22 protein-coding genes and 4 pseudogenes are annotated in these 21533 nt (G+C 66.1%); 19 read left to right on the top strand and 7 right to left on the bottom strand.

The genetic code is table 11. From position 1 onward, the window contains the following. The 5 genes from PQI07_RS29170 (at position 1) to PQI07_RS29190 (ending at position 3580) form a co-directional block, all read left to right on the top strand. On the top strand, positions 1-315 hold the full coding sequence (locus PQI07_RS29170) for a HypC/HybG/HupF family hydrogenase formation chaperone (protein WP_274928411.1): 315 nt from the start codon (positions 1-3) through the stop codon (positions 313-315). A 17-nt stretch (positions 316-332) separates the two neighbouring features. Further along, a complete protein-coding gene (gene hypD / locus PQI07_RS29175) occupies positions 333-1469 on the top strand; it encodes a hydrogenase formation protein HypD (RefSeq protein ID WP_274928412.1) in 1137 nt (378 codons plus the stop codon). Further along, positions 1466-2530: a hydrogenase expression/formation protein HypE gene (gene hypE, locus PQI07_RS29180; protein ID WP_274928413.1), complete on the top strand. Its 1065-nt coding sequence runs from the start codon at positions 1466-1468 to the stop codon at positions 2528-2530. Before hypD ends, hypE begins: the two co-directional genes overlap by 4 nt. An 81-nt stretch (positions 2531-2611) precedes the next feature. Next, entirely contained in the window at positions 2612-3169 is a 558-nt protein-coding gene (locus PQI07_RS29185) for a HupE/UreJ family protein (protein ID WP_274928919.1), read from the top strand. A gap of 36 nt (positions 3170-3205) precedes the next feature. Then, positions 3206-3580, top strand: coding sequence for a DUF294 nucleotidyltransferase-like/CBS domain-containing protein (locus tag PQI07_RS29190; RefSeq protein ID WP_274928414.1), 375 nt, complete (start codon positions 3206-3208; stop codon positions 3578-3580). A 272-nt stretch (positions 3581-3852) separates the two neighbouring features. On the opposite strand, the gene PQI07_RS29195 is transcribed toward PQI07_RS29190, so the two are convergent. The 3 genes from PQI07_RS29195 to PQI07_RS29205 are packed head-to-tail and all read right to left on the bottom strand — an operon-like array spanning position 3853 to position 7251. Continuing rightward, a complete protein-coding gene (locus PQI07_RS29195; protein WP_274928920.1) occupies positions 3853-4716 on the bottom strand; it encodes a TniQ family protein in 864 nt (287 codons plus the stop codon). A 27-nt stretch (positions 4717-4743) separates the two neighbouring features. Further along, on the bottom strand, positions 4744-5625 hold the full coding sequence (locus PQI07_RS29200; protein ID WP_274928415.1) for a TniB family NTP-binding protein: 882 nt from the start codon (positions 5623-5625) through the stop codon (positions 4744-4746). Between the two features lie 12 nt (positions 5626-5637). Next, positions 5638-7251, bottom strand: coding sequence for a TnsB C-terminal domain-containing protein (locus tag PQI07_RS29205; RefSeq protein WP_274928416.1), 1614 nt, complete (start codon positions 7249-7251; stop codon positions 5638-5640). A 394-nt stretch (positions 7252-7645) separates the two neighbouring features. Between PQI07_RS29205 and PQI07_RS29210 the strand changes: the two genes are divergently transcribed. The 8 genes and pseudogenes from PQI07_RS29210 to PQI07_RS29250 all read left to right on the top strand — a co-directional run bounded on the left by PQI07_RS29210 (position 7646) and on the right by PQI07_RS29250 (position 14320). Then, complete coding sequence (locus PQI07_RS29210; RefSeq protein ID WP_274928417.1) at positions 7646-8236, top strand: cache domain-containing protein; 591 nt, start codon at positions 7646-7648, stop codon at positions 8234-8236. Between the two features lie 133 nt (positions 8237-8369). Then, on the top strand, positions 8370-8930 hold the full coding sequence (locus PQI07_RS29215) for an ATP-binding protein (RefSeq protein ID WP_274928418.1): 561 nt from the start codon (positions 8370-8372) through the stop codon (positions 8928-8930). Between the two features lie 148 nt (positions 8931-9078). Beyond that, entirely contained in the window at positions 9079-9426 is a 348-nt protein-coding gene (locus PQI07_RS29220) for a response regulator (RefSeq protein ID WP_274928921.1), read from the top strand. Positions 9427-10475: 1049 nt separating this feature from the next. Beyond that, complete coding sequence (locus PQI07_RS29225) at positions 10476-11273, top strand: Crp/Fnr family transcriptional regulator (RefSeq protein ID WP_274928419.1); 798 nt, start codon at positions 10476-10478, stop codon at positions 11271-11273. Between the two features lie 310 nt (positions 11274-11583). Then, on the top strand, positions 11584-11784 hold the full coding sequence (locus tag PQI07_RS29230; RefSeq protein WP_274928420.1) for a metal-sensing transcriptional repressor: 201 nt from the start codon (positions 11584-11586) through the stop codon (positions 11782-11784). A gap of 194 nt (positions 11785-11978) precedes the next feature. Beyond that, positions 11979-13599: pseudogene (locus tag PQI07_RS37780) on the top strand (methyl-accepting chemotaxis protein). Positions 13600-13634: 35 nt separating this feature from the next. Further along, positions 13635-14030, top strand: a complete 396-nt coding sequence (locus tag PQI07_RS29245; RefSeq protein ID WP_274928422.1) for a hypothetical protein — start codon at positions 13635-13637, stop codon at positions 14028-14030. Positions 14031-14101: 71 nt separating this feature from the next. Then, positions 14102-14320: a hypothetical protein gene (locus PQI07_RS29250; RefSeq protein WP_274928423.1), complete on the top strand. Its 219-nt coding sequence runs from the start codon at positions 14102-14104 to the stop codon at positions 14318-14320. Positions 14321-14473: 153 nt separating this feature from the next. Here PQI07_RS29250 and PQI07_RS29255 read toward each other — a convergent pair. The 4 genes and pseudogenes from PQI07_RS29255 to PQI07_RS29270 form a co-directional block, all read right to left on the bottom strand. Next, positions 14474-14632 (bottom strand): annotated as a pseudogene (locus PQI07_RS29255) (response regulator); the annotation flags it as partial. Next, complete coding sequence (locus PQI07_RS29260) at positions 14626-14895, bottom strand: PAS domain-containing protein (protein WP_274928922.1); 270 nt, start codon at positions 14893-14895, stop codon at positions 14626-14628. The pseudogene PQI07_RS29255 and the gene PQI07_RS29260, both read right to left, overlap by 7 nt. An 81-nt stretch (positions 14896-14976) precedes the next feature. After that, positions 14977-15225: pseudogene (locus PQI07_RS29265) on the bottom strand (PAS domain-containing protein); the annotation flags it as partial. 36 nt (positions 15226-15261) lie between these two features. Continuing rightward, positions 15262-16505, bottom strand: a protein-coding gene (locus PQI07_RS29270; RefSeq protein WP_274928424.1) for an IS3 family transposase whose coding sequence is annotated in 2 segments (ribosomal slippage) — positions 15262-16181 and positions 16181-16505 — 1245 coding nt in all. Because the reading frame shifts where the segments join, the coding sequence is not laid out codon by codon here. A 773-nt stretch (positions 16506-17278) separates the two neighbouring features. On the opposite strand from PQI07_RS29270, the gene PQI07_RS29280 reads away from it, so the two are divergent. The 6 genes and pseudogenes from PQI07_RS29280 (at position 17279) to PQI07_RS29300 (ending at position 21511) form a co-directional block, all read left to right on the top strand. Further along, on the top strand, positions 17279-17854 hold the full coding sequence (locus PQI07_RS29280; RefSeq protein ID WP_274928425.1) for a cache domain-containing protein: 576 nt from the start codon (positions 17279-17281) through the stop codon (positions 17852-17854). A 78-nt stretch (positions 17855-17932) separates the two neighbouring features. Then, positions 17933-19000 carry a GSU2403 family nucleotidyltransferase fold protein gene (locus PQI07_RS29285; RefSeq protein WP_274928426.1) on the top strand — a complete coding sequence of 356 codons (1068 nt, stop codon included), beginning with the start codon at positions 17933-17935 and terminating at the stop codon, positions 18998-19000. 302 nt (positions 19001-19302) lie between these two features. Continuing rightward, positions 19303-20469 (top strand): annotated as a pseudogene (locus PQI07_RS29290) (PAS domain S-box protein); the annotation flags it as partial. Beyond that, positions 20429-20773, top strand: coding sequence for a PAS domain-containing protein (locus tag PQI07_RS37950; protein ID WP_446721001.1), 345 nt, complete (start codon positions 20429-20431; stop codon positions 20771-20773). The pseudogene PQI07_RS29290 and the gene PQI07_RS37950, both read left to right, overlap by 41 nt. Further along, positions 20712-20930 (top strand): PAS domain-containing protein, encoded by a 219-nt coding sequence (locus tag PQI07_RS29295; RefSeq protein WP_274928923.1) that lies wholly within the window; start codon positions 20712-20714, stop codon positions 20928-20930. The genes PQI07_RS37950 and PQI07_RS29295 overlap by 62 nt, the downstream gene beginning before the upstream one ends. Next, a complete protein-coding gene (locus tag PQI07_RS29300) occupies positions 20927-21511 on the top strand; it encodes a DUF3987 domain-containing protein (RefSeq protein ID WP_274928428.1) in 585 nt (194 codons plus the stop codon). Before PQI07_RS29295 ends, PQI07_RS29300 begins: the two co-directional genes overlap by 4 nt. Positions 21512-21533: the final 22 nt, after the last annotated feature.

Consider the following 21533-nt stretch of genomic DNA (forward strand, 5'->3'; position numbering starts at 1 on the left):
ATGTGCCTTGGTATTCCCGGCCGTATCGTCGCCATCGTCGATGAAGAGGCCATGCTCGCCAGCGTCGACGTCTCCGGCGTACGCCGCACCATCGATGTCGTCTGCGTCGCCGAACCGGGTCGCAGGCTCGATGGGCTCGTCGGCGCATGGGTTCTGGTCCATGTCGGCTTCGCCATGAGCCTGATCGACGAGGAAGAGGCCGCTGCGACGCTGAAGGTCCTCACCGAGATCGGCGAGGCCCAAAGCGAGATCGAGGCGATGCGCTCCGGGAGCGTCGAGCCCTTCCACCCGGCGTCCACGCCGCCCGCGCACTGAACAGATGGAGCATCGTCATGCGCTATGTCGACGAATTCCGCGACCCCGCCCTTGCCAAGGGCCTCGTGCGCGAGATCGGCGCGCTCGCCGCCCACATGGAGCGCGGCCGCGACCGGCCGTTTGCCATCATGGAAGTGTGCGGTGGGCATACCCACGCCATTTTCCGTTATGGGCTCGAAGGGCTGCTGCCGGACATCATCGAGTTCGTGCACGGGCCGGGCTGCCCGGTCTGCGTGCTGCCCATGGGACGCGTGGACGACTGCGTCTCCATTGCCGAGCGGCCGGAAGTGATCTTCGCCACCTTCGGTGACGCCATGCGGGTGCCGGGCTCGCGCAAGAGCCTACTCACTGCCAAGGCCGATGGCGCGGATGTGCGCATGGTCTATTCTCCGCTCGACGCCCTCGCTCTCGCCCGCCGCAATCCGGACCGCGAGGTGGTGTTCTTCGGCCTCGGCTTCGAGACGACGATGCCCTCGACGGCGCTGACCGTGCTGAGGGCGGCGCGCGAAGGGATCACCAATTTCTCGGTGTTCTGCAACCACATCACCATCATCCCGACCCTGCGCGCGCTGCTGGAGAAGCCGGACCTCGGCATCGACGGCTTCATCGGGCCGGGGCATGTCTCGATGGTGATCGGCACGACGCCCTACCGCTTCATCGCAGAGGAGTTCCACAAGCCGATGGTGGTCTCAGGCTTCGAGCCGATCGACCTCCTGCAATCGCTGCTCATGGTGCTGCGTCAGCTATCGGACGGGCGCGCGGCGATCGAAAACCAATATGCCCGCGTCGTGCCCGACGCCGGCAATGCGCGGGCGATGGGCGCGGTCGACGAGGTCTACGAAGTGCGGCCGACCTTCGAATGGCGCGGCCTCGGCTCCATCGCCCAGTCGGGCGTGACGCTGCGCGCGCCCTACGCCGAGTTCGATGCGGAGCGGCGCTTCGCCGTGCCGGAGGTGCAGGTCGCCGACCCCGACGCCTGCCGCTGCGGCGAGGTGCTGACCGGCCAGATGAAGCCCTGGGCCTGCCCGATGTTCGGCACCGCCTGCACGCCGGAGGCGCCGCTCGGCGCGCTCATGGTGTCGTCGGAGGGCTCGTGCGCGGCCTATTACCAGTATGGCGGCGTGCGCCAGCCTGCCATGGAGGGGGCCGCATGAACTCGCTCGTCCAATCCACCGGGCGCGCCATTCATCGCGCTCTGCCGAAATCGGTCACGCTGGCGCATGGCGGCGGCGGCAGCGCGATGCGCGACCTGATCGACGAGATATTCATCGCGGCGTTCGCCGAAGCTCCGGGCGCGCTGGAGGACCAGGCCCGCTTTGATCTCGCGGCGCTCGCGGCGCAGGGCGACCGGCTCGCCTTCACTACCGATAGCTTCGTCGTCGATCCGCTGTTCTTTCCCGGCGGCGACATCGGCAAGCTCGCGGTGTGCGGCACCATCAACGATCTCGCGGTCGGCGCGGCGCGGCCGGTCGCGCTGTCCTGCGCGGTGATCATCGAGGAAGGGCTGCCGGTCGAGACGCTGCGCGCGGTAGCGCAGTCCATGGCAGAGACCGCGCGCGCCGCCAGCGTGCCGATCGTCACCGGCGACACCAAGGTAGTGGCGCGGGGCGCCTGCGACAAGCTCTTCGTCACCACCACCGGGATCGGCGTCGTGCGCACCGGTGTCGATGTCGGCATCGGGCGAGCCCGCCCCGGCGACGTGATCCTGGTCAATGGCCAGCTCGGCGACCATGGCGCGGCCATATTAAACGCGCGCGGCGACCTCGCGCTCGAAGCGGCGATCGAGAGCGACTGCGCGGCGCTGCACGAACTGGTGGACGTGCTGATCGGAGCGGCGCCGGGCGTCCGGGCGATGCGCGACGCCACGCGCGGCGGCGTCGCCGCCGTGCTCAACGAGCTGGCCGAGGCGAGCGCGGTCGGCGTGCGCATCCGCGAACTCGATACACCGGTGCGCAGTGACGTTCAGGGCTTCTGCGAGATTCTCGGGCTCGACCCGCTCTACCTCGCCAATGAAGGCAAGCTCGTCGCCGTCGTCCCGCCCGATCAGGCCGACGCCGCCGTTAAGGCACTGAGCGGCCATCCGCTCGGCCGCGCCACGACGGCCATCGGCACCGTGACCGAGGGGCGCGCCGGCCGCGTCGTCATGGAAACACGCTTCGGCGGCCAGCGCATCGTCGACATGCTGGTCGGCGACCAGTTGCCGCGCATCTGCTGAAGATCGACCAACAAGAACCTCCAGGGAGACTACGCCATGAATGTCCGCCGCGTTCGCGCCGTGCCGCTCACCTTGGCGGCCATGCTGACGCCGACGCTCGCCTTCGCGCATACCGGCGTCGGCGATACCCACGGCGTCGTGCATGGCTTCATGCACCCGGTGACCGGGCTGGACCACATCCTCGCAATGGTGACGGTCGGCATCCTCGCATGGCAGCTCGGCGGCAGGGCGCTGTGGGCCTTGCCCACAGCCTTCGTCGCCGCGATGATGGTCGGCGGCGCGCTCGGCGTGGCGGGCGTGGACGTGCCGTTCGTGGAACTCGGCATCGCCCTGTCGGTGGTGGTGCTGGGCGCCGCGGTTGCGCTCGGCGTCGGGGCGCCGCTCGCCTTCGCCATCGGGCTCGTCGGCTTCTTCGCGATCTTCCACGGCCATGCCCACGGCACGGAAATGCTCGACGACGCCGGTGTCCTCGCCTATGGGATCGGCTTCATGCTGGGAACGGCGCTGCTGCACCTCGCCGGCATCGGCCTGGGCTTCCTGATCGGCCGCTTCGCGGAAAGCCAGGGCCAGAGTTGCGTGCGGGGCGCAGGCGGGCTGATCTGCGTCGCCGGGCTGCTTATCGCGACCGGCATCCTCTAGCAGGAGCGCGATGCGATGCCCGGCTCGTCTCCCGGGATGACGATCCGCGTCGGGGATGTGCTGCGCACCGCGAGCTGCCCTCTGGTGGAGGTCGCGGCCGACGAGCCGCTGCCTTCCATCGCCCGGCTCATGACGTTCGCCGGCCTGACGGCGGTGCTGCAGATCGCCCCCTGCGGCCGGCCGGTGCGGCTCATGACGGAATGCTGCGTGCTGCGCCGGCTAGCGGCGGGGGCGGATAATTCGGCCGAGCCTGCCGTGCTGCGCTGCGAGCCGATGGATCTGCTCTCGGACGTCGCAGATGCCATACTGCATGGTCACGTGCAGGCGGCCCTCGTCGAGCACCAGGGCGAGCGGATCGCGGTCCTGACGCTCGATGCCATCTCCGATTTCCTGTCGGGAGCGTCGACGTAGTCGCCGAGGCGTGGCCAGGACATTTCGACTCCGCAAGTCGGAGGAGTCGCGCACCGTAAGGTAGGCGATCGCGCATGAAGGCGGCTTCGCCGGAGCCCGGAGCACGCAGTGGTCTGCCGCGTGCCCCTCTCCGTCGCTCCGGGACGTTGCCGCGGGGGTGGCGAACGCCCCGGGATGACACGCGTCAGGCGACGCCGAGTTTGCGTTCGAGCTGCTTGATGTCGCTTGGCACTTAATTGTAAGAATGCGTCGGTTAGGCTCAAGCGTGGCACCTAATTGTAAGAATCATTGCTGCAAGATTCGCAAATTAAGTGCATCTGCGAAGAGGCACTCGACCTGCGAGCTCGGGCTATCATGTTCTCGGTGGCGTCAGTGAACCGGACCCTGTTGTCGCCCATCATGTACCCCCGTAGCATCCGGAGCATCTCCGGTCCGGCACGCTCGACGATGGCAACGCCGGCGAGCAGAGCCGGCCGCAGGTGGAGCGGCAGGATCGGCTTTGCAGGTGTAGGCAGGTTCTCCTGTCGCTCGGCGATGACATGGTCGAGATCGGGGATAATTGCGCCGAGCAGCCGGAAGCGCCAGAGGTCGTGCTCGCGGGGTACAGGCGTTGGAACGCGTCGCATCAGGAGAAGCCGAGCAATGTCGGCTGGTGAGGTCCAGGTTCCGATACCCCGTTCGGCTTCATCGTCGAGCAGCCTTTCGCCATGAACGGCCGCAAGGCGATGTTGCCGGAAAGGGGAGGCGAGTTCGCGACTGCCGGCATCCCGAAGTTGGTTTCCACACAAAGCGCACGTAATACGCCACCCCAGAAGCTGGCTTCGCAGGATCGGCGCCGGTTCCGCATGTCCCGGGCTGCAGCTCGTGCAGACCTGCGTTGGCCGCGTGGCGATGAGCCGACGCGATGATTGCGCGACATTTGTGAAGATCATTCGACGCACCACGGCCGGTTCGGTGCCGAATATGTTGGCGAGGCGGATTTCCTGATCACTGCTCAGATGGAGATCGGCCGCGCGCAACGCGGAGGTCTCCGGCAGGCAATGGCGAAGCATGACAAGCGGAGGGACCGCGTAGAAGGCGGCATGGCGACTGATCCAGGAGGACAGGAGTTCATCAGAATGGGGCGGCAAGCACACCGGCAACTGCCGGCGGTGGGTTCTCAATCATGCGAATGCCGCCTCGGCATCGAACTCTGGCTCCCAGTTCTCGACGGCTTCGTCGTTGATGTGCTCGCGGCCGCTCTCGATGGCTTCGACGGCCAGGCTGTTGATCACGTGGAAGATGTTGGCGGTGATACCCTCTGTGATCTGCAGGATCCGTCGCAGCGATTTCGGCGTAAGCATCGAGGGTCGACGCAGCGGCGTGTTGCGCAGGATCGAGGCCACCAGGGTCTCGAACTGTTCGTTTGCAGCCCACCGGCTCAAGGTGAACTGCTCGAACCGGCGCGCAAGCTGGACGTCACCACTGATGGCCTCCCGCGCATCGTTGACACCGAAGCAGACCAGGGAGATCTGCAGACGATTGCTGAGGAAGCGGAGCGTATTCAGGACGATGCGTTGCTCGCGGTAGGACCCGGCGAGGATGTTGTGAACCTCGTCGATGACCAGCACCTGCACGCCGATCGCTTCCATGATCCGCAACGCCGCCTGTTCCATCTGGGCGATGTCGGCGCGAGGCCGCTGCGGCGCGCCGAGAAGAGTAAGTAGTTCGGAGTAGAACCGTCGCTCGCCGGGACGGCTGGTCATTTCCATGGCCAGGACCGGTGTCTTTAGCGTGCCCGTCAGCGGATTGAAGCTCGGCGGGTGCTCGTCCCGGAACCGCTTCATAATCATGGTCTTTCCCATGCCGCTGTCGCCATAGATCGCGACCGAGGGCATGCGCGTGCCTCGCGGATGGTCGAGGAGGCCACTTAGCCGGTCGAGCGCCTGCTTGGCGCGCGGGTAGAGAATCCAGCGGCGTGATCGTATCGCTCGAATGCGTCGCTCGTCAGTTTCGGCGAGCAGTGCGGCTGCGCTCGCAGTCAGGTGGGAGACTTCATCGTTCATATTCACTCCAGCTCAATCCGTATCCTCAACAAAGGGTACAGGTTTGCTGGAGTCGACACCGCGGAGCGAGCCCCATCCCTGATCGTCCACCTTCGATTTTGACGAAGCCTTGCCGCGGCGCGCCGCCGCCGTCTTTCTGGTTGCGGCATCGACCAGTTCTCGCTGCACCAACGCGGCGCGGACGATGGCGCGGGTGTCGACTTCACGACGGCCTTTCGCCAGCAGGGTGCGTCGGGCGGTCAGCGCCTCGTGCAGCGTTATCGAGGGCAGGGTGATGTCGGCATAACGGGCTTCCACAAAGTTTCCTGATGGCCGTCGAACGAAGATGCGCGCGAGGTCGCGCGGATCGTACTTCACAAGCAGGCGGCGCTCAGAATGCCCGACGTCGGCGGTGAGCGCTGCCGACCAGTAGCGCAGGCCGAACAGATGAATCCCGGTCGGCCGCAAGGTGCGCTCCTGCTCAGGCAGGAAGGTCAGCCAGAAGCGGAGCCGATCCTGTGGCAGTCGAAGCGGGATCTCGCCTTCGTGCTCCCGCCAGACCGCAATCGGCGGGCGGCCCAGGGAGCTGTGGATCGACTGATGGTAGGAGCCGACGATATCGAGGGCGATGTAGCGCTCGAGTTCCCTCAAAGTCAGCGCTGCGTGCCGCTTGGAGTTGTATTCGCCGAGCTCCTGTTCGTTGCTGAATGTTGTCCCGGGCAGCAGGTGCAGCTTTCCCATCTGAGTGCCGATCAGACGCTCGATGTGACCACCGAAGCGCGGCTCGCCCGGCGGCCGCCATTCGATTGCCATCCCGGCATCCTCACAACCTCTCTTGAATGCTCGACTTCGGAAGTCGGATCCGTTGTCGACATGTACCGTGTTCGGCAGGCCGGCCACGGGCCACGGCTCCCTGATCTCGCGTTCTCTCAACCATGCCGACTTGTCGAAGACGGAATGCAAGAGGCACAGGCTGGTCGACAGCCGCGACGGTGCGTCCATGGTGAGATGGAACCCGGTTACCATCCGACTGCAGATGTCCATCGCCAAGGTCAGCCACGGCCGGCCGATCGGCTGCCGGGTCTCCTCATCAACAACGAATACATCGGCCTTGGTATGGTCGATCTGGACCACCTCGAGGGGGCGGGAGGCACCGAACGCTCCGGGAACGGCCGTTGTCGCCTTGACGATCTTCTGTTCACCGCGTCGCCTGGCACGCTTCTGGAGGTCTATGTGCTCAAGGCGAGCGACGATCGTTCTGCGATGCGGCGGCTTCAGCCCCGCCGACATGCAGTTCGTCTGCACGTCCCGGACCAGCTGCGAGACCGTCGGTCGTGTCCGCTTCAGGTAGAACGCATTGATGGTCCTCCGAACGATTTGCTCACGCTTCTCATCCAGGGTGCGATGGCCCTCCGGCCGCCCGCGTTTGCGGTCCACAAGCGACAGGACGGTTCCGCCGGCGCGGAACAGCTTGACCATGCGGTAAGCTGTAGCTTGGCTAAGGCCGAGTTCGGCCGCGAGTCCCGCAACATTTCCGGCCGTAGTGCGACCGGGGTGGCGCCTTAGAAAGCCACGAATCGCATCCGCACGCCGGCACGCTTCATCCCAAAGCGCCTCATCAATTTCGTCGGGAAATGGGTCGCTCATAGAGGCTCGCGAGTGAAAAAACTCTGTAAACCAGATTCTCACATTAAGTGGCAAACGCCAAGGGTCATTATCAAATTAACTGCTAATTCTCAATTTAAGTGCCAGCCTAAGCATTTGGAATTGTTTATATGTAATTCTCATAATTAAGTGCCAAGTGACACGAACCGACAGTTCTGGCAATAGCTCCGCTCACGGATTCCTGGGAAACCCGACAGCGCCGGATTGACCGCAGCCTGCGATGACCGCGCAGCCTCTCGTTCGGATGTCGCCATGCGGCTGCACACGCTCCTCGCCCTGGTGTTCGCCGCCAGCGCACTAATCCTGACCTTCGCAGGGACGGTCGTGGTCTCGCGCTTCGTCGCCGACCGCGTGCAGGTCCGCCGCCGAGGCGCGCATGGCCGACCTCGCCGAGCAGCTGCGCCAAACCATCGATGCCAACATCGCGGAGCGTCTCGGCGACATGGCGGTCCTGTCCTCGGTCGCGCAGACGACGGCGACGACGCCGGAGGCGCGGCGGACCTGGGTCGAGGCGATGCGCCAGACCTACCCAGCCTACGCCTGGATCGGCTTTGCCGACCGGTCGGGACGCATCGTCGCCAGCACCGGCGGGATGCTAGAGGGCGAGAGCGTCGCCGCCAGACCCTGGTTCCAGGCCGGCCTCGAGCGCCCGACAGTGCTCGACGCGCACGAGGCGGCGCTTCTCGCCAAGAAGCTGCCGCCCCTGCCCTACGGCGAGCCGAAGCACTTCGTCGACGTCGCCGTGCCCCTGCATGACGCGTCAGGAGCCACGATCGGCGTCGTCGGGGGGCACTTGAGCGTCCGGTGGATGCGCGAGATGTGCCGCGCGGCGATCGCGTCAGCGCTGGCGCGCGACCCGAGCGTCGACCTCGGGCCGGGCGATCAGGAGGGTCAACGTCTGCAGGCCGACCTGCCGGCGATGGCCGCTGTAGCCGCAGGTGCCGAGCGGGCGAGGCGCATGGCCTAAGTGTGATCAATACTTCACCGGCGCGAGCCGGGCACAGGGCTCGCGCGAGCGACCGACCCTGCCGTGGACCGTCGTCGTCCGGCAGCCGATCGAAATCGCACACGCGCTCGCCGCTCCGATCCTCGACAGGCTCGTGCTCGGCGGCGCGACCTTCGCGCTGTTCTTCGCGCTGCTCGGATGGTGGGCGGCGCACGTGCGCGGGACCGCCGAACGCAAAGGGCTCGGTCTGCACATCGAAGCCGACGGTCACGACCCTCGCGTGCTCGGTGACGTCACGCGCCTGCGGCAGGTGCTGCTCAACCTCGTCAACAACGCGGTGAAGTTCACAGCCCACGGCTCCGTCACCGTCGCGCTCAGCCAGTCGGAGACGCCGGACGGCGTGGCCGCGCACGTCAAGATCCGCGACCCCAGCATCGGCATCTCGGCCGAGACACATACACGCCTGTTCAACCGGTTCGTGCAGGCCGACAGCAGCACGACGCGCCGGTTCGGCGGCACCGGGCTGGGGCCCGCGATCGCCAAAGGCCTGATCGCGGCGATGGGCGGCGAGATCGGCGTCGACAGTCGCGAGGGCTCGACCTTCTGGTTCAGCCTTACACTCCCACGCGCTTCGGAAGTCGAGGCGCGAGCGATCGGTTGGCGGCAGCGGCCCCGGTCTCAGCGGACGCAACCCGCGTGCACCTGCTCCTGGTAGAGGACGGTGAGATCAACCGCGAGCTCGTCCAGGTGGTGCTCGAAGCGTTGGGCTACCGGGTCGACACGGCTTGCGACGACCAGGAGGTCGTGAGCTTCGTTCAAGCTCAAGCCTTGACCTCGTGCTCATGGACGTGGAGATGCCGGTGATGGACGGCGTGACGGCCATGAGCCGGATCCGTGTCTTATCCTGCCCGCACCACGACGTGCCGATCGTCGCGATGACGCGCATGTGCTTTCCGAGCAGGCGGAGCGCCTGCTCGCTGCCGGCGCGAACGACCTTATCGGCAGGCCGTTCAACCGCGCTCAGGTGCGCAACGTCGTCACGCGCTGCCTCGATGCTTCTGCGAGGCTCGCGACCTTCGCGGCCTGGTCGCTGCGCAGTCCCAGTGTGGGAACCCGCCGAGCCGCGGTCTTTTTGGGGTTGCGCCAGTGGAGACCAGGAGGATCCGTTCAGGCCCGCTTCCGTCGCGTTGCGTCACCTACCGGATCGTTGAGCGGGCAGACAGCCGAGTCGACCTCAAAATCAAGAGTGTCACCGGCTTCACCGTGCAGCGCGAGGGTTTCGCGTCACTGACCGAGGCCGACGCCGCTTTGCGGGACCTGCGAACGGCCTTCTCAGCCCACAAGTGACACCTCGTGCCTCATGGCGGCCCGGCGCTGTCCTGACATGGAACGAGCTGCTCTTTGAGGGAAGAGCAGCTCGCGCCAGGGTCGACTTGGGATTGCACACCGTGCGTCATGTGCCTTTAGAAAACCGGTCATTATCGGTTTGGTTCCCTCAATCGAAAAGCCAAGGGCTCGATGCAATTCTTGCCCCAGCCGATCTGTCTCGAAACCTCGGCGATTGAGCGAAGATACAACCTTGATTGAGCTGATCCGCCTCGACGGCAGCGCTCACAAGCTTTGAAAAAACCCTGGAATGCACCTGCACTTAACGTCCGTCCTCAAGAAAGTATTCCTGCGTGGACATTGCTGAAGTTCTCCCGTGCCACGTCTGTCAAAGCCGCACCTGGATCGACGTCAAGATTGGACAGACGTCGATGTTAGGCAACGCTGGCCGCTCGCGCGGTTCCTTCCCGGCCTGAACGACTGCCCGGCCTGCATCCAGCCATTGAACACGCTGAAAGGGCTGCGGGTGCGTGCCACAGATTCGCCGCATTTGGGACATTATCGAGAAACATCGGCGCAATCACATCGTCGAAATCAGACCTTTCGATACGGGTTTACAGTACTCGTTCCGTCTGCGATCCGGTTCTTGCGGAGCAGGCCGGTGTCGACCGGAATGCGCGTTGCGTGCGTCTCTCGAATCAGGAGATCAGCCGTGGCCGAACACACCGTTACCGATCCATCGCTCCGCATCGACCGGCTCTCGCTGGGCCTGATCCTCGGCCTCATCGCCGCCGAAGCGGCCCTGCTCTTCGGCATCTTTTGGCTTTGAGGCAGCGCAGGCTCGACTTCACTGCGCGCATCGCTATGTAGCCGGAAGTCGCAGACCGCGAATACATAATCCACGCACTGCCCGATCACCCGGCTGGAGGATGCGATGCTCACGGACGCTCCACTGGATCGTAGCCGCGCAGACATCCTTAAGCGCCTGCAAGCCAGCGTCGTCCGCCGACGCAGCGTGGCTCCACGACGGGCCATCAGCTCCGATGCACGCGTCGCCCATCTCCACCTTGTTATCTCGGGGTTGGCGGCGCGCTACCGCGTGCTCGGCAACGGATCACGACAGATCACGGAACTCTACCTGCCCGGTGACCTGTGCGACCTCGGCTATAATCTCAACGGCCGAGCCGGCGATGACGTCGTGGCGCTCTCGGCATGCATCCTCGGCGAGATCCCGCGCAAGATCCTGTTCACTGACAGCGCACTCAGTCCGGACTGGGCGGAGTTCCTCTTTCGCGCCGTCGCGCGTGAGGGCGCAATCGCCACCGAGCGGATCGTCAGCTTGGGCCGGCGCTCGGCGTACGAGGCCGCCGCCCACCTGTTCTGCGAACTCTGGGCACGCATGAACGCCGTCGGTTTGGCGGATGAGACGAGCTTTCCATTCGACTTGACCCAGGTCGATCTCGCCGACGTGCTCGGCATGACCTCGGTTCACGTTAACCGCACCCTTCGGGAGCTCAGGACCCGCGGCCTGGTGCGGGTGCGCGGCAAGGTTGCGACGATCCTCGATCACGGCGCTTTGGCCCAGGCCGCTGACTTCGATCCAACGTACTTGCAGATGCACGAAGCGCTTTCAGCCCCCGCGCGCAGCGATAGCCAGTGGTACGAGAGATCGATCTATCATCAATCGGGGCGGGGCCCGGCCAGATCAACGCGGATCGAGCCGATTGCCTGAGCGTGATCAGTCATTGTCGCAAGCGTCTTTTCGCGGACGATGACCGCTGCAGGCGCAGGAATCAAGGTCAGAGCACCTCACAGCCAGAAGCGCAGGCGATCGTCGCTTCTGGCACGTTTGTCGGCACTGCTCTGTCCTGTCGCCCACAACCGTCACTTGCCGAGAACTGGCCATCCGACCTGGGCACGAGGTGGAATGGCCGAGAGCGAGTTCATCGACGGACGCATCATCCTGCATCGAACTGGCGACGGGCGGACGCCCCTCGTGCAGCGCCTCAACCGGATTGAGGGACAGGTCCGAGGCCTGCGCGATGATCGGGGAAGACCGCTACTGCCTCGACGAGATCCAGCAGATCCACGCCGCCCGAGCCGCCCTGCGCGAAGTCGCCTTGCTGATCATCGACCAACACGTCTCTGAAGGCCTGAAGATCGCGGCCTCTGGTATCGATAACGCGCAAGCGGTCGAGGACATGATGCGGGTGCTTCGATCCGCGATGCTCGGCTTCGACTGAGTTCGCCAGCGCCGCATACCGTTCGGAATCATCGGCGCATCCTTTGTTCGGCATGCTTCTCAAGCTGGCCGTCGGTCGAACCTTGTTTGCCTTTCGAGAGACCATCGACGCGATTGCCTTGTCCCGGGGCCAACCGGTACAGCTCGGCTGAGAGGTGTTCAGGTCGCGCCTCACTCCGGCCAGGAAGAGCGGGAATGCCAAACACGTTCGGTCTCAACCGGTCGCTCGGCGGAGCCATCGGCGTCATCGCGCTCGTTTCGCTCCTCAGCAGCGGCGCGGTCGTGGCCACCCGCAACGCGCTGCACACCGCGACGGAGGCGCTCGATCACTCGACCTTGGTCATCCGCAACCTCGACGGTTTTCGCACGGCCATGCTTAACCAGGAGACGGGTTTGCGCGGCTACCTGATCACCGGGCGTGAGAGCAGCCTCGAACCCTATCGGGCTGGACGGCCGGCTCTAGACGAGACGATCAATCGCCTGAGATCTCTCATCGGTGTCGATCCCGAGCGCATGAGCCTGCTCGCGGATGCGGTCACGGCCGCCAGGGCCTGGCAGAGCGACGTCGGCGAGGTCGCCATTCGCCGCGCGGCCGATCCGGCCACACGAACAGAGGCGGTCGGCATCGAGGCCGACGGCAAGGGCAAGGCGATGTTCGACACCCTGCGCGGGAAGCTCTCCGCCCATCGAGGCCCTGGAGGAGCGGACGCAGGCGATGCAGAATGCGCGTGTCACGCAGGCCGAGCGTGACGAGAGCCTCGCCCTGTGGGGCGGTACCCTACTCACCCTCCTGATCTGCACTGGAATATGGATCTCGATCAACCGCCTGATCGTGCGCCCGCTGGTTCGGGTGATGACCTTCGTCGAGCGGGTTGGAGGGGGTGACCTGTCGGGGCACGTGGAAGCAGGCGCAGGTGGCGAAGTCGGTCGGCTGGCCGCGACCCTGAATACTATGGTCACCGGATTGTCGGATCTGGCGCGGACCAACCGTGCGGCCACGGCGGACCTGAACGCGGCGGCGGCCGAGATCCGCGCCTCGGCGCAGGAGCAGGCGGCCTCGGTCGAGCAGCAATTCGCCGCCGTGCAGGAGACCGCCGCCACGGTCGACGAGATCACCCATTCGGGCGCGCAGATCTCGAAGCGCGCCACCGAGGTGATCGCCACCGCCCAGGCCACGGCCCAGACCTCGCGGCAGGGCCTGCGCGCGGTCTCCGACACCGCCAAGGCCATGGACGCGATCCGCGAGCAGGCGGAGGCCGTGGCCGGCAACATCGTCAGCCTGTCGGAGAAGACCCAGACGATCGGCGACATCATCGAGACGGTCAACGACATCTCGGAACGCACGCATCTCCTGGCGCTCAACGCCGCCATCGAGGCGGCCGCGGCCGGCGAGAGCGGGCGCAGCTTCGCGGTGGTGGCCTCGGAGATGAAGCTCCTGGCCGACCAGGCCAAGGCGGCCACCGGTCAGGTGCGCGGCATCCTGGGCGAGATCCAGCGGGGCATCAACACGTCGGTGATGCTCACCGAGGAGGCGGTCAAGCGCGCGGCCGCGGGCAAGACGCGCTCGGACACGACGCAGCGGACCATCGAGGAGATCACCGCGCGGGTGGAGGAGAACGTGCAGACCTTCCAGCAGATCGTGGCCTCGACCAACCAGCAGCAGCTCGGCATCGAGCAGGTGATGGGCGCGCTGCAGAACATCCGGCAGGCCAGCCAGCAGACCGCGGCCGGCACACGCCAGGTCGAGGCCGCCTCCGCCAATCTCACCGAACTCGCCCAGGCCCTCATGGCGCTCGCTAACCGCTACCGGCTCTGACTGCTTGAGGCCTGCGTAGGCGCGAGGAACAACCCATGTCAGACCCGGACCGGCCGATCTCTGCGGGCGAACTGGAGCCTTTGCTCGAGGCGTTCAGCCGCTGCTTCGAAGGGACTGGAGCCGCCTTCCAGGCCCTGTTCCACCAGATACGCGCCAACAGTCTCGTTTGCGCCCTGCTGCTGCGCGAGATGACCAAAGCCGGCCTGATCGAACCCGAGGCGCTCAAGGAGGAGGCGCTCGCGGCCGCCGACAAGCTCGAACTGCCGGGATCGAACGGTGAAGTCGCCAAGCTGATCACGAGCATTTTCGGCGGCGCGCCCGCAGAGATCCCGCCTCAAGTGGTGCTGCGCGTGATCCAGGGCGGCCTTAATAAAACTGCCGGAAGGGCCACGCCCGAGCCGGCAACGGAGGTGGATGATCACACGGGGTAGATCGTCTCAGCCCCCTGCCGATAGCCGGCTTCGAACTAGACTGCGGGCGATAGAGCAGGAGAGCTGGTTCGGTGACGCAGAGGCGGATCGAGGCGCTGATCGCCGTGAACGAAGACATCGCCGCCTGTGAGCGCCGCTTTCACCGCCAGTGCATCAGGGTCGCCGATTTGGCCAAGCACATGGAGGTTGCGGCACGGGACGAGATGCTGCTCTCGTCCTACATGACGAGCCTCGTCCTGCTACGGAAGCACCGCGACACCATGCTGGCAGACGCTCAAGTCGGCGCTTGACGGCACCGGGACAAACATCTCGGCCCCTTCCGTCGCAACTGTCTCTTCTGTCTGGCATCGTTCGTGACAGACACACCTAACCTTGTTCTGTCGTACCCACGCCTCGGCTCGGGTGCCGACAGTACCGACAGTTCTGACAATAGCCCGCCGCGCTCAAGCTACGATCATCTCGCGGATCCGGCTCGCCAGCGTCTCCATCACGAACGCCTTGGTCAGCACGCCCATGCCCGGCTCCAGGTGACCGTTGCCCACGACGGCATTCTCGGCATAGCCGGTGTTGAACAGCACCTTGAGGCCGGGCCGGTTCACCCGAACCACTCGACCAGCCGGCCGGCCGCATCGAGCACGGGCACCGCACACGAAAAGATCCGACCCGGCGAGCCGTCGGCGCGGCGGACTCGATGCTCGAGCTCGAACGCGCTGTGCGTGCGCACCGCCTCATCAATTGCGGCCAAGACGCGCGGGCGATCCTCATCGAACAGGTACGTCTCGGGCCAGCTGCCGGCCGGTGCGTCGGTGTCGGCAAGGAATCCGCGGCCGTCGAGATGGCGCAGCTCCGTCCAATCCGGGTTCATCCGGTAGACGACGTCGGAACTGGCGTTGACCAGCGCGCGGAACCGCGCCTCACTCTCGCGGACCGCGGCTTCCGCCTGCACCTGCCGCCGATCGGCGGCGACGCGCTCGGTGATCTCGGCGAGAATGCAGAGCACGCCCGCCGGGCGGCCGCTCTCATCGAGAACCGGCGAGTAGTCCAGGTTCATCCAGACCTGCTCAGGTCGGTCTTGCCGGTACAGGGTCAGCTCCTGATCCTTGAAGGAAAGCGTCTCGCCGGCAAGCCCGACACGCATGGTCGTGTCGTTGAAATCAGCGACCTCGGGTCAGCCCTCCCGCACCTTGCTGCCCATGTACCGCCCGCGGATTGTGAGACACCGATCTGAAGCCTACGCGGCCAAGGCCGCGGGTGGAAGCTGCGCGGTGCGAATGGCGGCTGGTGGTCGGAAGCCGTGCCGCTCGATCAGCCACGTCTCATTGTAGAGGTCGCGAAAGGCCAGCAAAGCGCGACGCAGGTCCTCGACCGTGTCGAAGTGCTTCACCCACAGCAGGTTCTCCTTGAGCGTGCGGATGAAGCGCTCGGCGCAGCCGTTTCCTTCCGGTGCGCGCACGAAGGCGGGCGAAGTTGCGATGCCCAGGAACGCCAGTTCCGCCTGGAAATCGTCCGACATGTACTGGCTGCCGTGGTCGTGCCGGACACTCAGGCCGGAGGCGATCTCGGCCGTAAAGCCGCCGAAGCGCTGCCGCACACCCTGGCGGATCGGCTCCAGCGCCTCGAACCGTGTGGCCCGACGCGCCGCATGGATGCCCACGCACTCGGCCGAGCAGTGGTCGACGGCCACGAACACCGCAACCTGGCCCTCAGCCGTCCAGGTGGTGGTCAGATCGGTGCCCCACATCGTGTCCACCCTCTCCGGGATGATGGTGCCGTCGTGATTGCGCGGGCCGCGCGGCGCGCCGACACGTGCGGGGGCGAGCAGATCATGGGCGCGCATCAGGCGCAGCACGCGGCGTTTGGAGGTGCGTACGCCCTTGAGGCGCAGCCGCGCCCAGACCTTGCGGTGACCCTCGCCGTGAAAGGGGCTGTCCGTGAGGATGGCGCGGATCTGCGTAAGCAGCGCCGCATCCGGCATCGGCCCGACCGGGCCGGGACGCCGCGACGGCACGGGCCGGGAAGGTGAGAGGTGCCGGTGGACGGTGGCGCGCGACACGCGCCAGATCCGACACACCCGGGCCAGTCCGTAAACTTTGCCGCTGGCAGGCGAGACGGCCCGGCTCATGGCCGCGACCGCCTGCGGGCCAAAGGGCCGGGGCCGCGCGCCTCCAGGGCGGCGATCTTGGCCTCCAGCAACTCGCGCTCGATCAGCATCTCACCGAGCTTGGCCTTCAGCCGCCCACTCTCCAGCGCGTCCGCATCAAGGGGCCGGGTCGCCAAGCTCGCTTCGCCCGCCATCAGGAAGGCGTCGCGCCAGCCCGACAAGGTCGCGGCGGTCACGCCCAGACTGCGTGAGACGCTCTCCAGGTCCTCGCCGCGCAGCAGCCGCAGCACCGCATCCCGCTTGCGCTGCCGGGACATGCGCCCGCCGCGACCAGGACCAACTGCACCTGCATCTGCCTTCGTATCCGTGCTCATCGTCCTCACCCCTGTCGCGGAGACCGTCCGCTAACGGGGTGTCTCAAGCAACCGGGAGGCGGAGGACCCAGCAGTTTCGGGTGCCTTCCGCCAGCGAAGACCGAGTATGCGTCATTGTAGATCATGATGCCGTCCTCGCCCCAGAGCAGCACCATCGGCACGGGCGAGAGCAGCACGAGACCGACCGTGGTTCTCAGGCTCTGAGGCCAAGTCTCGGCTGGACCAGTCGTGGTCGTCGCCCAGTCGTACGACCGGACGAAATCACCACATTGTCCGCCGCCAGCGAAGAAGGTGTGAGGCACGCGGATGACCTCAGACGTCGCTTCGGGCATTAAGGATGGACTGGAACATGCGCACGCGGAGTGCCGCCGCGCTCTGGCGGTGTCAATCACCCGCGTCGCCGCTGCGCAGCCCGCCGCGTGGACAAGGTGCGACGGGGCTGACAGCGGGCAGTATCGCGCAAGGTTCGTGTTCACACGGTCGCGACGCCACACCAAAACAACCGACGATCGAAGTAGTCTAGATTAATATTTTCGCACCTCGACCAAGAGCCTTGGGTGCCCCCATAGCTTTCGGGCCTGTCTTTAATGAAGGCACATCCTTGAAAGCTTAGTGGGCAATCAAATTTCGGCGTTTGTCCGAACGCCATGGGCGCGCAGTGTACGCGCCCGCTCTAGGGATTGGTGCCATGCTCTTCGATCATTCTGACGCGCCGGCACGCACGCTACGCATTCCGGCGCTGTCGTTGCCCGCGCGTCAGCCTGCTCAGCACGGTGCTGCTCGTCCTCGCGACGACGATCCTCGCCGGCCTGCTGCTCGTGCAGATGCGGGTCGTGCTCGAATTACGAGCCAACAACAACCTCGCGAGCAACCTGCGCCTGCTCCAGCAGAGCCTCGCCGACGAAGGTGGAAGCGCGACCTTCAGCGTTCAAGGTGAGCGCTTGTACGTCGGGACCCACGCGATCGACAGCGCCGATGCCGCCGTCGATCGGGTCCGCACAATCATCGGCGGAAGCGCGACCGTCTTCCTCGGCGATGCCCGCGTCGCCACGAATGTGACGAAACCCTATGGCTCGCGCGCAGTCGGCACGAAGCTCAAACCGGGGCCGGCCTACGACGCCGTGCTTCGCCAGGGCGTGTCGTACCAGGGCGCGGTCGACGTCCTCGGCACGCCCTACCTCGCGCGTTACGAGCCGATCCGCGACGTGACGGGCGGCGTGATCGGCATCCTCTACCTCGGCGTGAAACGCGCGGACTTCCTGGCGAGCATCGATGCGCTCGCCGACCTGCACGGTCAGTCCACGACCTCGCGGGTGATCGAAAACCGCCGACGAAAGCGACAATTCTGACGATAGGTCGAAGCCGGAACGACCGCATACACCCCGGAGTGTATGCATTTCACAATTTTGCATACATCATAGCTCGCGATGGTCCGACCGCTCTCACTCGCCCAGCACACGCTCTACGCCGATCTCCTCGAACTGGGAGCTGCGGGCCTGTTCGATCCGGAATTTCCGGAGAACGGCAGCGTCACGATCCGCCCCGGCCGTCCTGGGACAGCCGCCTCCGAGGGCTACGCGTACTACCACGGCTATCGCTCGCCGGCCGGCTCCGCCGACCGCCCGCAGCGGTATTGCCACTATGTTGGGAAGGCCAGCGACCCGGGGATCGCGGCTCGGATCGCCCGGTTTCACGCGATCAAGGCCACGCGCGCGGAGCGCGCCACGACCGTCAGGGCACTGGTCGGAGCTGGCCTGCCGCGACCGGACCCGCTCACGGGGCGCATCGTCGAGGCCCTGGCCAGAGCCGGCCTGTTTCCCGACCACGCCGTCCTCTTGGGCGAGGCTGCCGATCAGACCTACGACGGCGTCCTCGGCGTGCGCCTGCCCAGGAGGGCGAGCGGCAGCGCGGATGGAATGCGCCCGGAGGTCACGGTCGCCCTTCGAGACCCGGCCAAGATCGCGCATCTGCTCGATGGGCTTCGCACCGTCGATCCGAGCTTCTCCGCAATGGCCGAGGATCCGAATGTCCCGGCGGCGAGGCGCTTCGAGACCGCGAGCCGGGCCCGCGTCGATGTCCTTGTGGCGGATGGCGACACTCGGGAGAACGGCGACCCAATCGGCTTGCTGATCGATCGACCGGGTCAGGCCATCCTCCTGCACGGACCCGGGATCCCCGTCAGCGTTCCCGCTGCGGAGCGCCGCGCCGTCCACGCTCTGATCGCACAGGGCGTTGGACCGGTCGGGCGCGGCTTGGCCGAGCGCGACCCTGGCCGCGCCGCCGACCTGATCGAAGCCCTCGACATGGCCGGTCGCGAGCACGGGCTCACCCAGGCGCTCACTGAGGCATGGCAACGCCATCCGAGCTGGCGTTCGGGCTTGCACTCAGCCATCCGGTCCCTGCCGTGGCCGTATCGTGCGCTTTTCCCACGCTTGGACGCCGAGCTGGTATCGCGCCAAACGGCCATATCATGCGCTGTTTCCATTCATCGATAGAACTGATCGACCGATTCTTGTCTGAACACGGCACCAGAATATTAATTTCGGTGCTGTATCGGGACACACATTAGCTGCGGACATTTCCTCACGACGTGGAGTTGGCCGAGACGGCCGCATCGCTCGGACGCGGCGACCCCGTGCAGTGGCAAACCACGCCGTTCCGCGAGTTGCACCGGGTCGGGGAGGCTCTCGCCGCCGCCTCCATCGGCCTGCGGGCGCGCGAGGCGCTCCTCAAGGGTGAGCGCGAGCGCTACGCCTTCGCTCTCGATGGAGCCAACGACGGTCTCTGGGACTGGAACATGGTTACCGGCGAGGTCTGGTATAGCGAGCGCTGGCAGACCATGATCGGCTACCGGCCCGGCGAGCTGCCCCAGCTGTTCTCGGCCTGGGAGACGCTCGTGCATCCCGAGGACAAGCAGGGCGTGCTCGACGCGCTGGAGCGACACCGCACCGGAGGATCCGACACCTACGAAGCCGAGCACCGCCTGTGGCACAAAGACGGGCGGTGGGTCTGGATCCTGACCCGCGGGAAGGTCATGAGACGGGACGCTGGTGGACGCCCAAACCGCGCCGTCGGTACGCACACCGACATCACCCGCCGCAAGGAAGCTGAGGCGGCGCTGCGCGCCAGCGAGGCCCGCTTCCGGACGCTGTTCGAGCGCGCGCCGATCGGCATCGCCGACGTGTCCCTAGACTGCCGCATCACTGGGGCTAACGATAGACTCTGTGAGATCCTGGGCTATGCCCGTGAGGATCTCATCGGCAAGACGTTCCAGGAGATCACGCACCCGGACGACGTCGAGGCCGACGAGGCCCGGGTCCGGGCCTTGCTGCGGGGACGGATCCCGCACTACCGCATGGAGAAGCGCTACATCCGCAAGGACGGCGCGGCGCTCTGGGCCCATCTCACGGTCGGGCTCGTGCGCGACGAGGCGGGCCGGCCGGTTCACTTCCTGTCCAGCGTCAAGGATATCGACGCGGACAAGGCCGCCGCGCGCCGTCAGGACTTCCTGCTCGCCTTGAATGAGGCGCTGCGCGACCTTGCCGACCCGGGAGCGATGATGGATCGCGCGATCCAGGTCATCGGCGAGATGCTCGGGGTCGCTCAGGTCGGCTACGGTGAGGTCGACGACGACCCGGCATGCGCCACCGTACGCCGTCACTGGAACGACGGCCGCATCCCGTCCGCCGTCGAGATTTGGCCCATGGCCGATTTCGGGCCGGCGATCGTCGCTGGACTGAAGCAGGGCAAGGCCGTCGCCCTCGCTGACGTGCAGGAGGATCCTCGAACCGCGACGGCCGAAGTCCTGACAGTCTACGGGGCTAATGGCACCCGCAGCCTCCTGGCCGTGCCGCTCGTCAAGGACGGACGCCTGAGGGCGATCTTGTTCATCCACGAGCCAGAGCCGCGCGCCTGGACCGGCGATGTCGTGCAACTCGTCGAAGACGCCTGCGAGCGCCTGTGGAGCGCGGTCGAACGGGCTCGCGCCGAACTGCGCCTGCGCGAGAGCGAGGCGTTCGCGCGCAGCGTCGTCGAGAGCAGCCCCGACTGCATCAGTGGAGTTCTGGCCGGAGGATATGCGCCCCGAGATCGCCCGCGTCGTGACGGCCGCCGCAGGGGGGCGCGCCGGCCGCCTCGTCGCCCACTGCCCCACCATGAAGGGGACGCCCAAGTGGTGGGACGTGTCGGTCGTTCCCGTCCTCGGGCCTGACGGCGGAGCGCGAGTTCCGCATCATCCGCCCCGACCGGACCCAGCGCTGGATCCATAGCCGGGCCGAGGTCATCATCGATGCCGACGGTCGGCCGAGCCACGCGCTCGGCATCATCACGGACGTAACCGGACGCCATGAGGCGCGCTGCTCGATCGAGCTCGAGCACGACCGGTTCAAGGCCCTGCTCGACGCGACTGCTGCGGTCTACCCGTGACAGCCGAAGCGATCGATCTCTTACAGCCCTTCGGTCAGAAAATGCTGGATGACGGTCGCGGTAAGAGCGCGTGGTACGCCTCGACGCTCAACAAAGCGCCAGGCCAGGCGCTGCGCCTCAGCGCCGTCCTGGCCTTCCTGAGATGGAGCGCCGAAGCCGACGCGGACGTGCCGACCTCGATCGAGGTCGACCGGATGCAGGACGCCATCGACCTGATGGAGATCTACTTCCTGGAGCAAGCCAAACGCGTGCGCCAGACGGCGGCCATCGGCGACGGTGAGGCCGATGCCAAGGCTGTCCTGGCAATCCTGCGCGAGCGCGATTGGCGCGATTGCTTCACCGGCCGGCAGCTCCAACGGGTTGCCAGCGGCCGGCTCGCCGACACGCGCAACCGCAAAGCCGCCTGCGAGATCCTCGTCGACGCTGGCCTTCTGTTCTGGAAACCAGAACGCGAGGGCACAACCAGAGACCGTGAGCGCGAAGAGTATCGCATCAACCCGATCATCTTCGGGGCCAAGCCGGCCGCGGATCCTGCGGATCCTGAAGACCCATCAAAGGGTACGACAGACAGCCTGAGATAGCCCTTTCGTCTCTACTGGCCCT

It is taken from the genome of Methylobacterium sp. 092160098-2 (genome assembly GCF_028920805.1).
Classification (GTDB): Bacteria; Pseudomonadota; Alphaproteobacteria; order Rhizobiales; family Beijerinckiaceae; genus Methylobacterium; species Methylobacterium fujisawaense.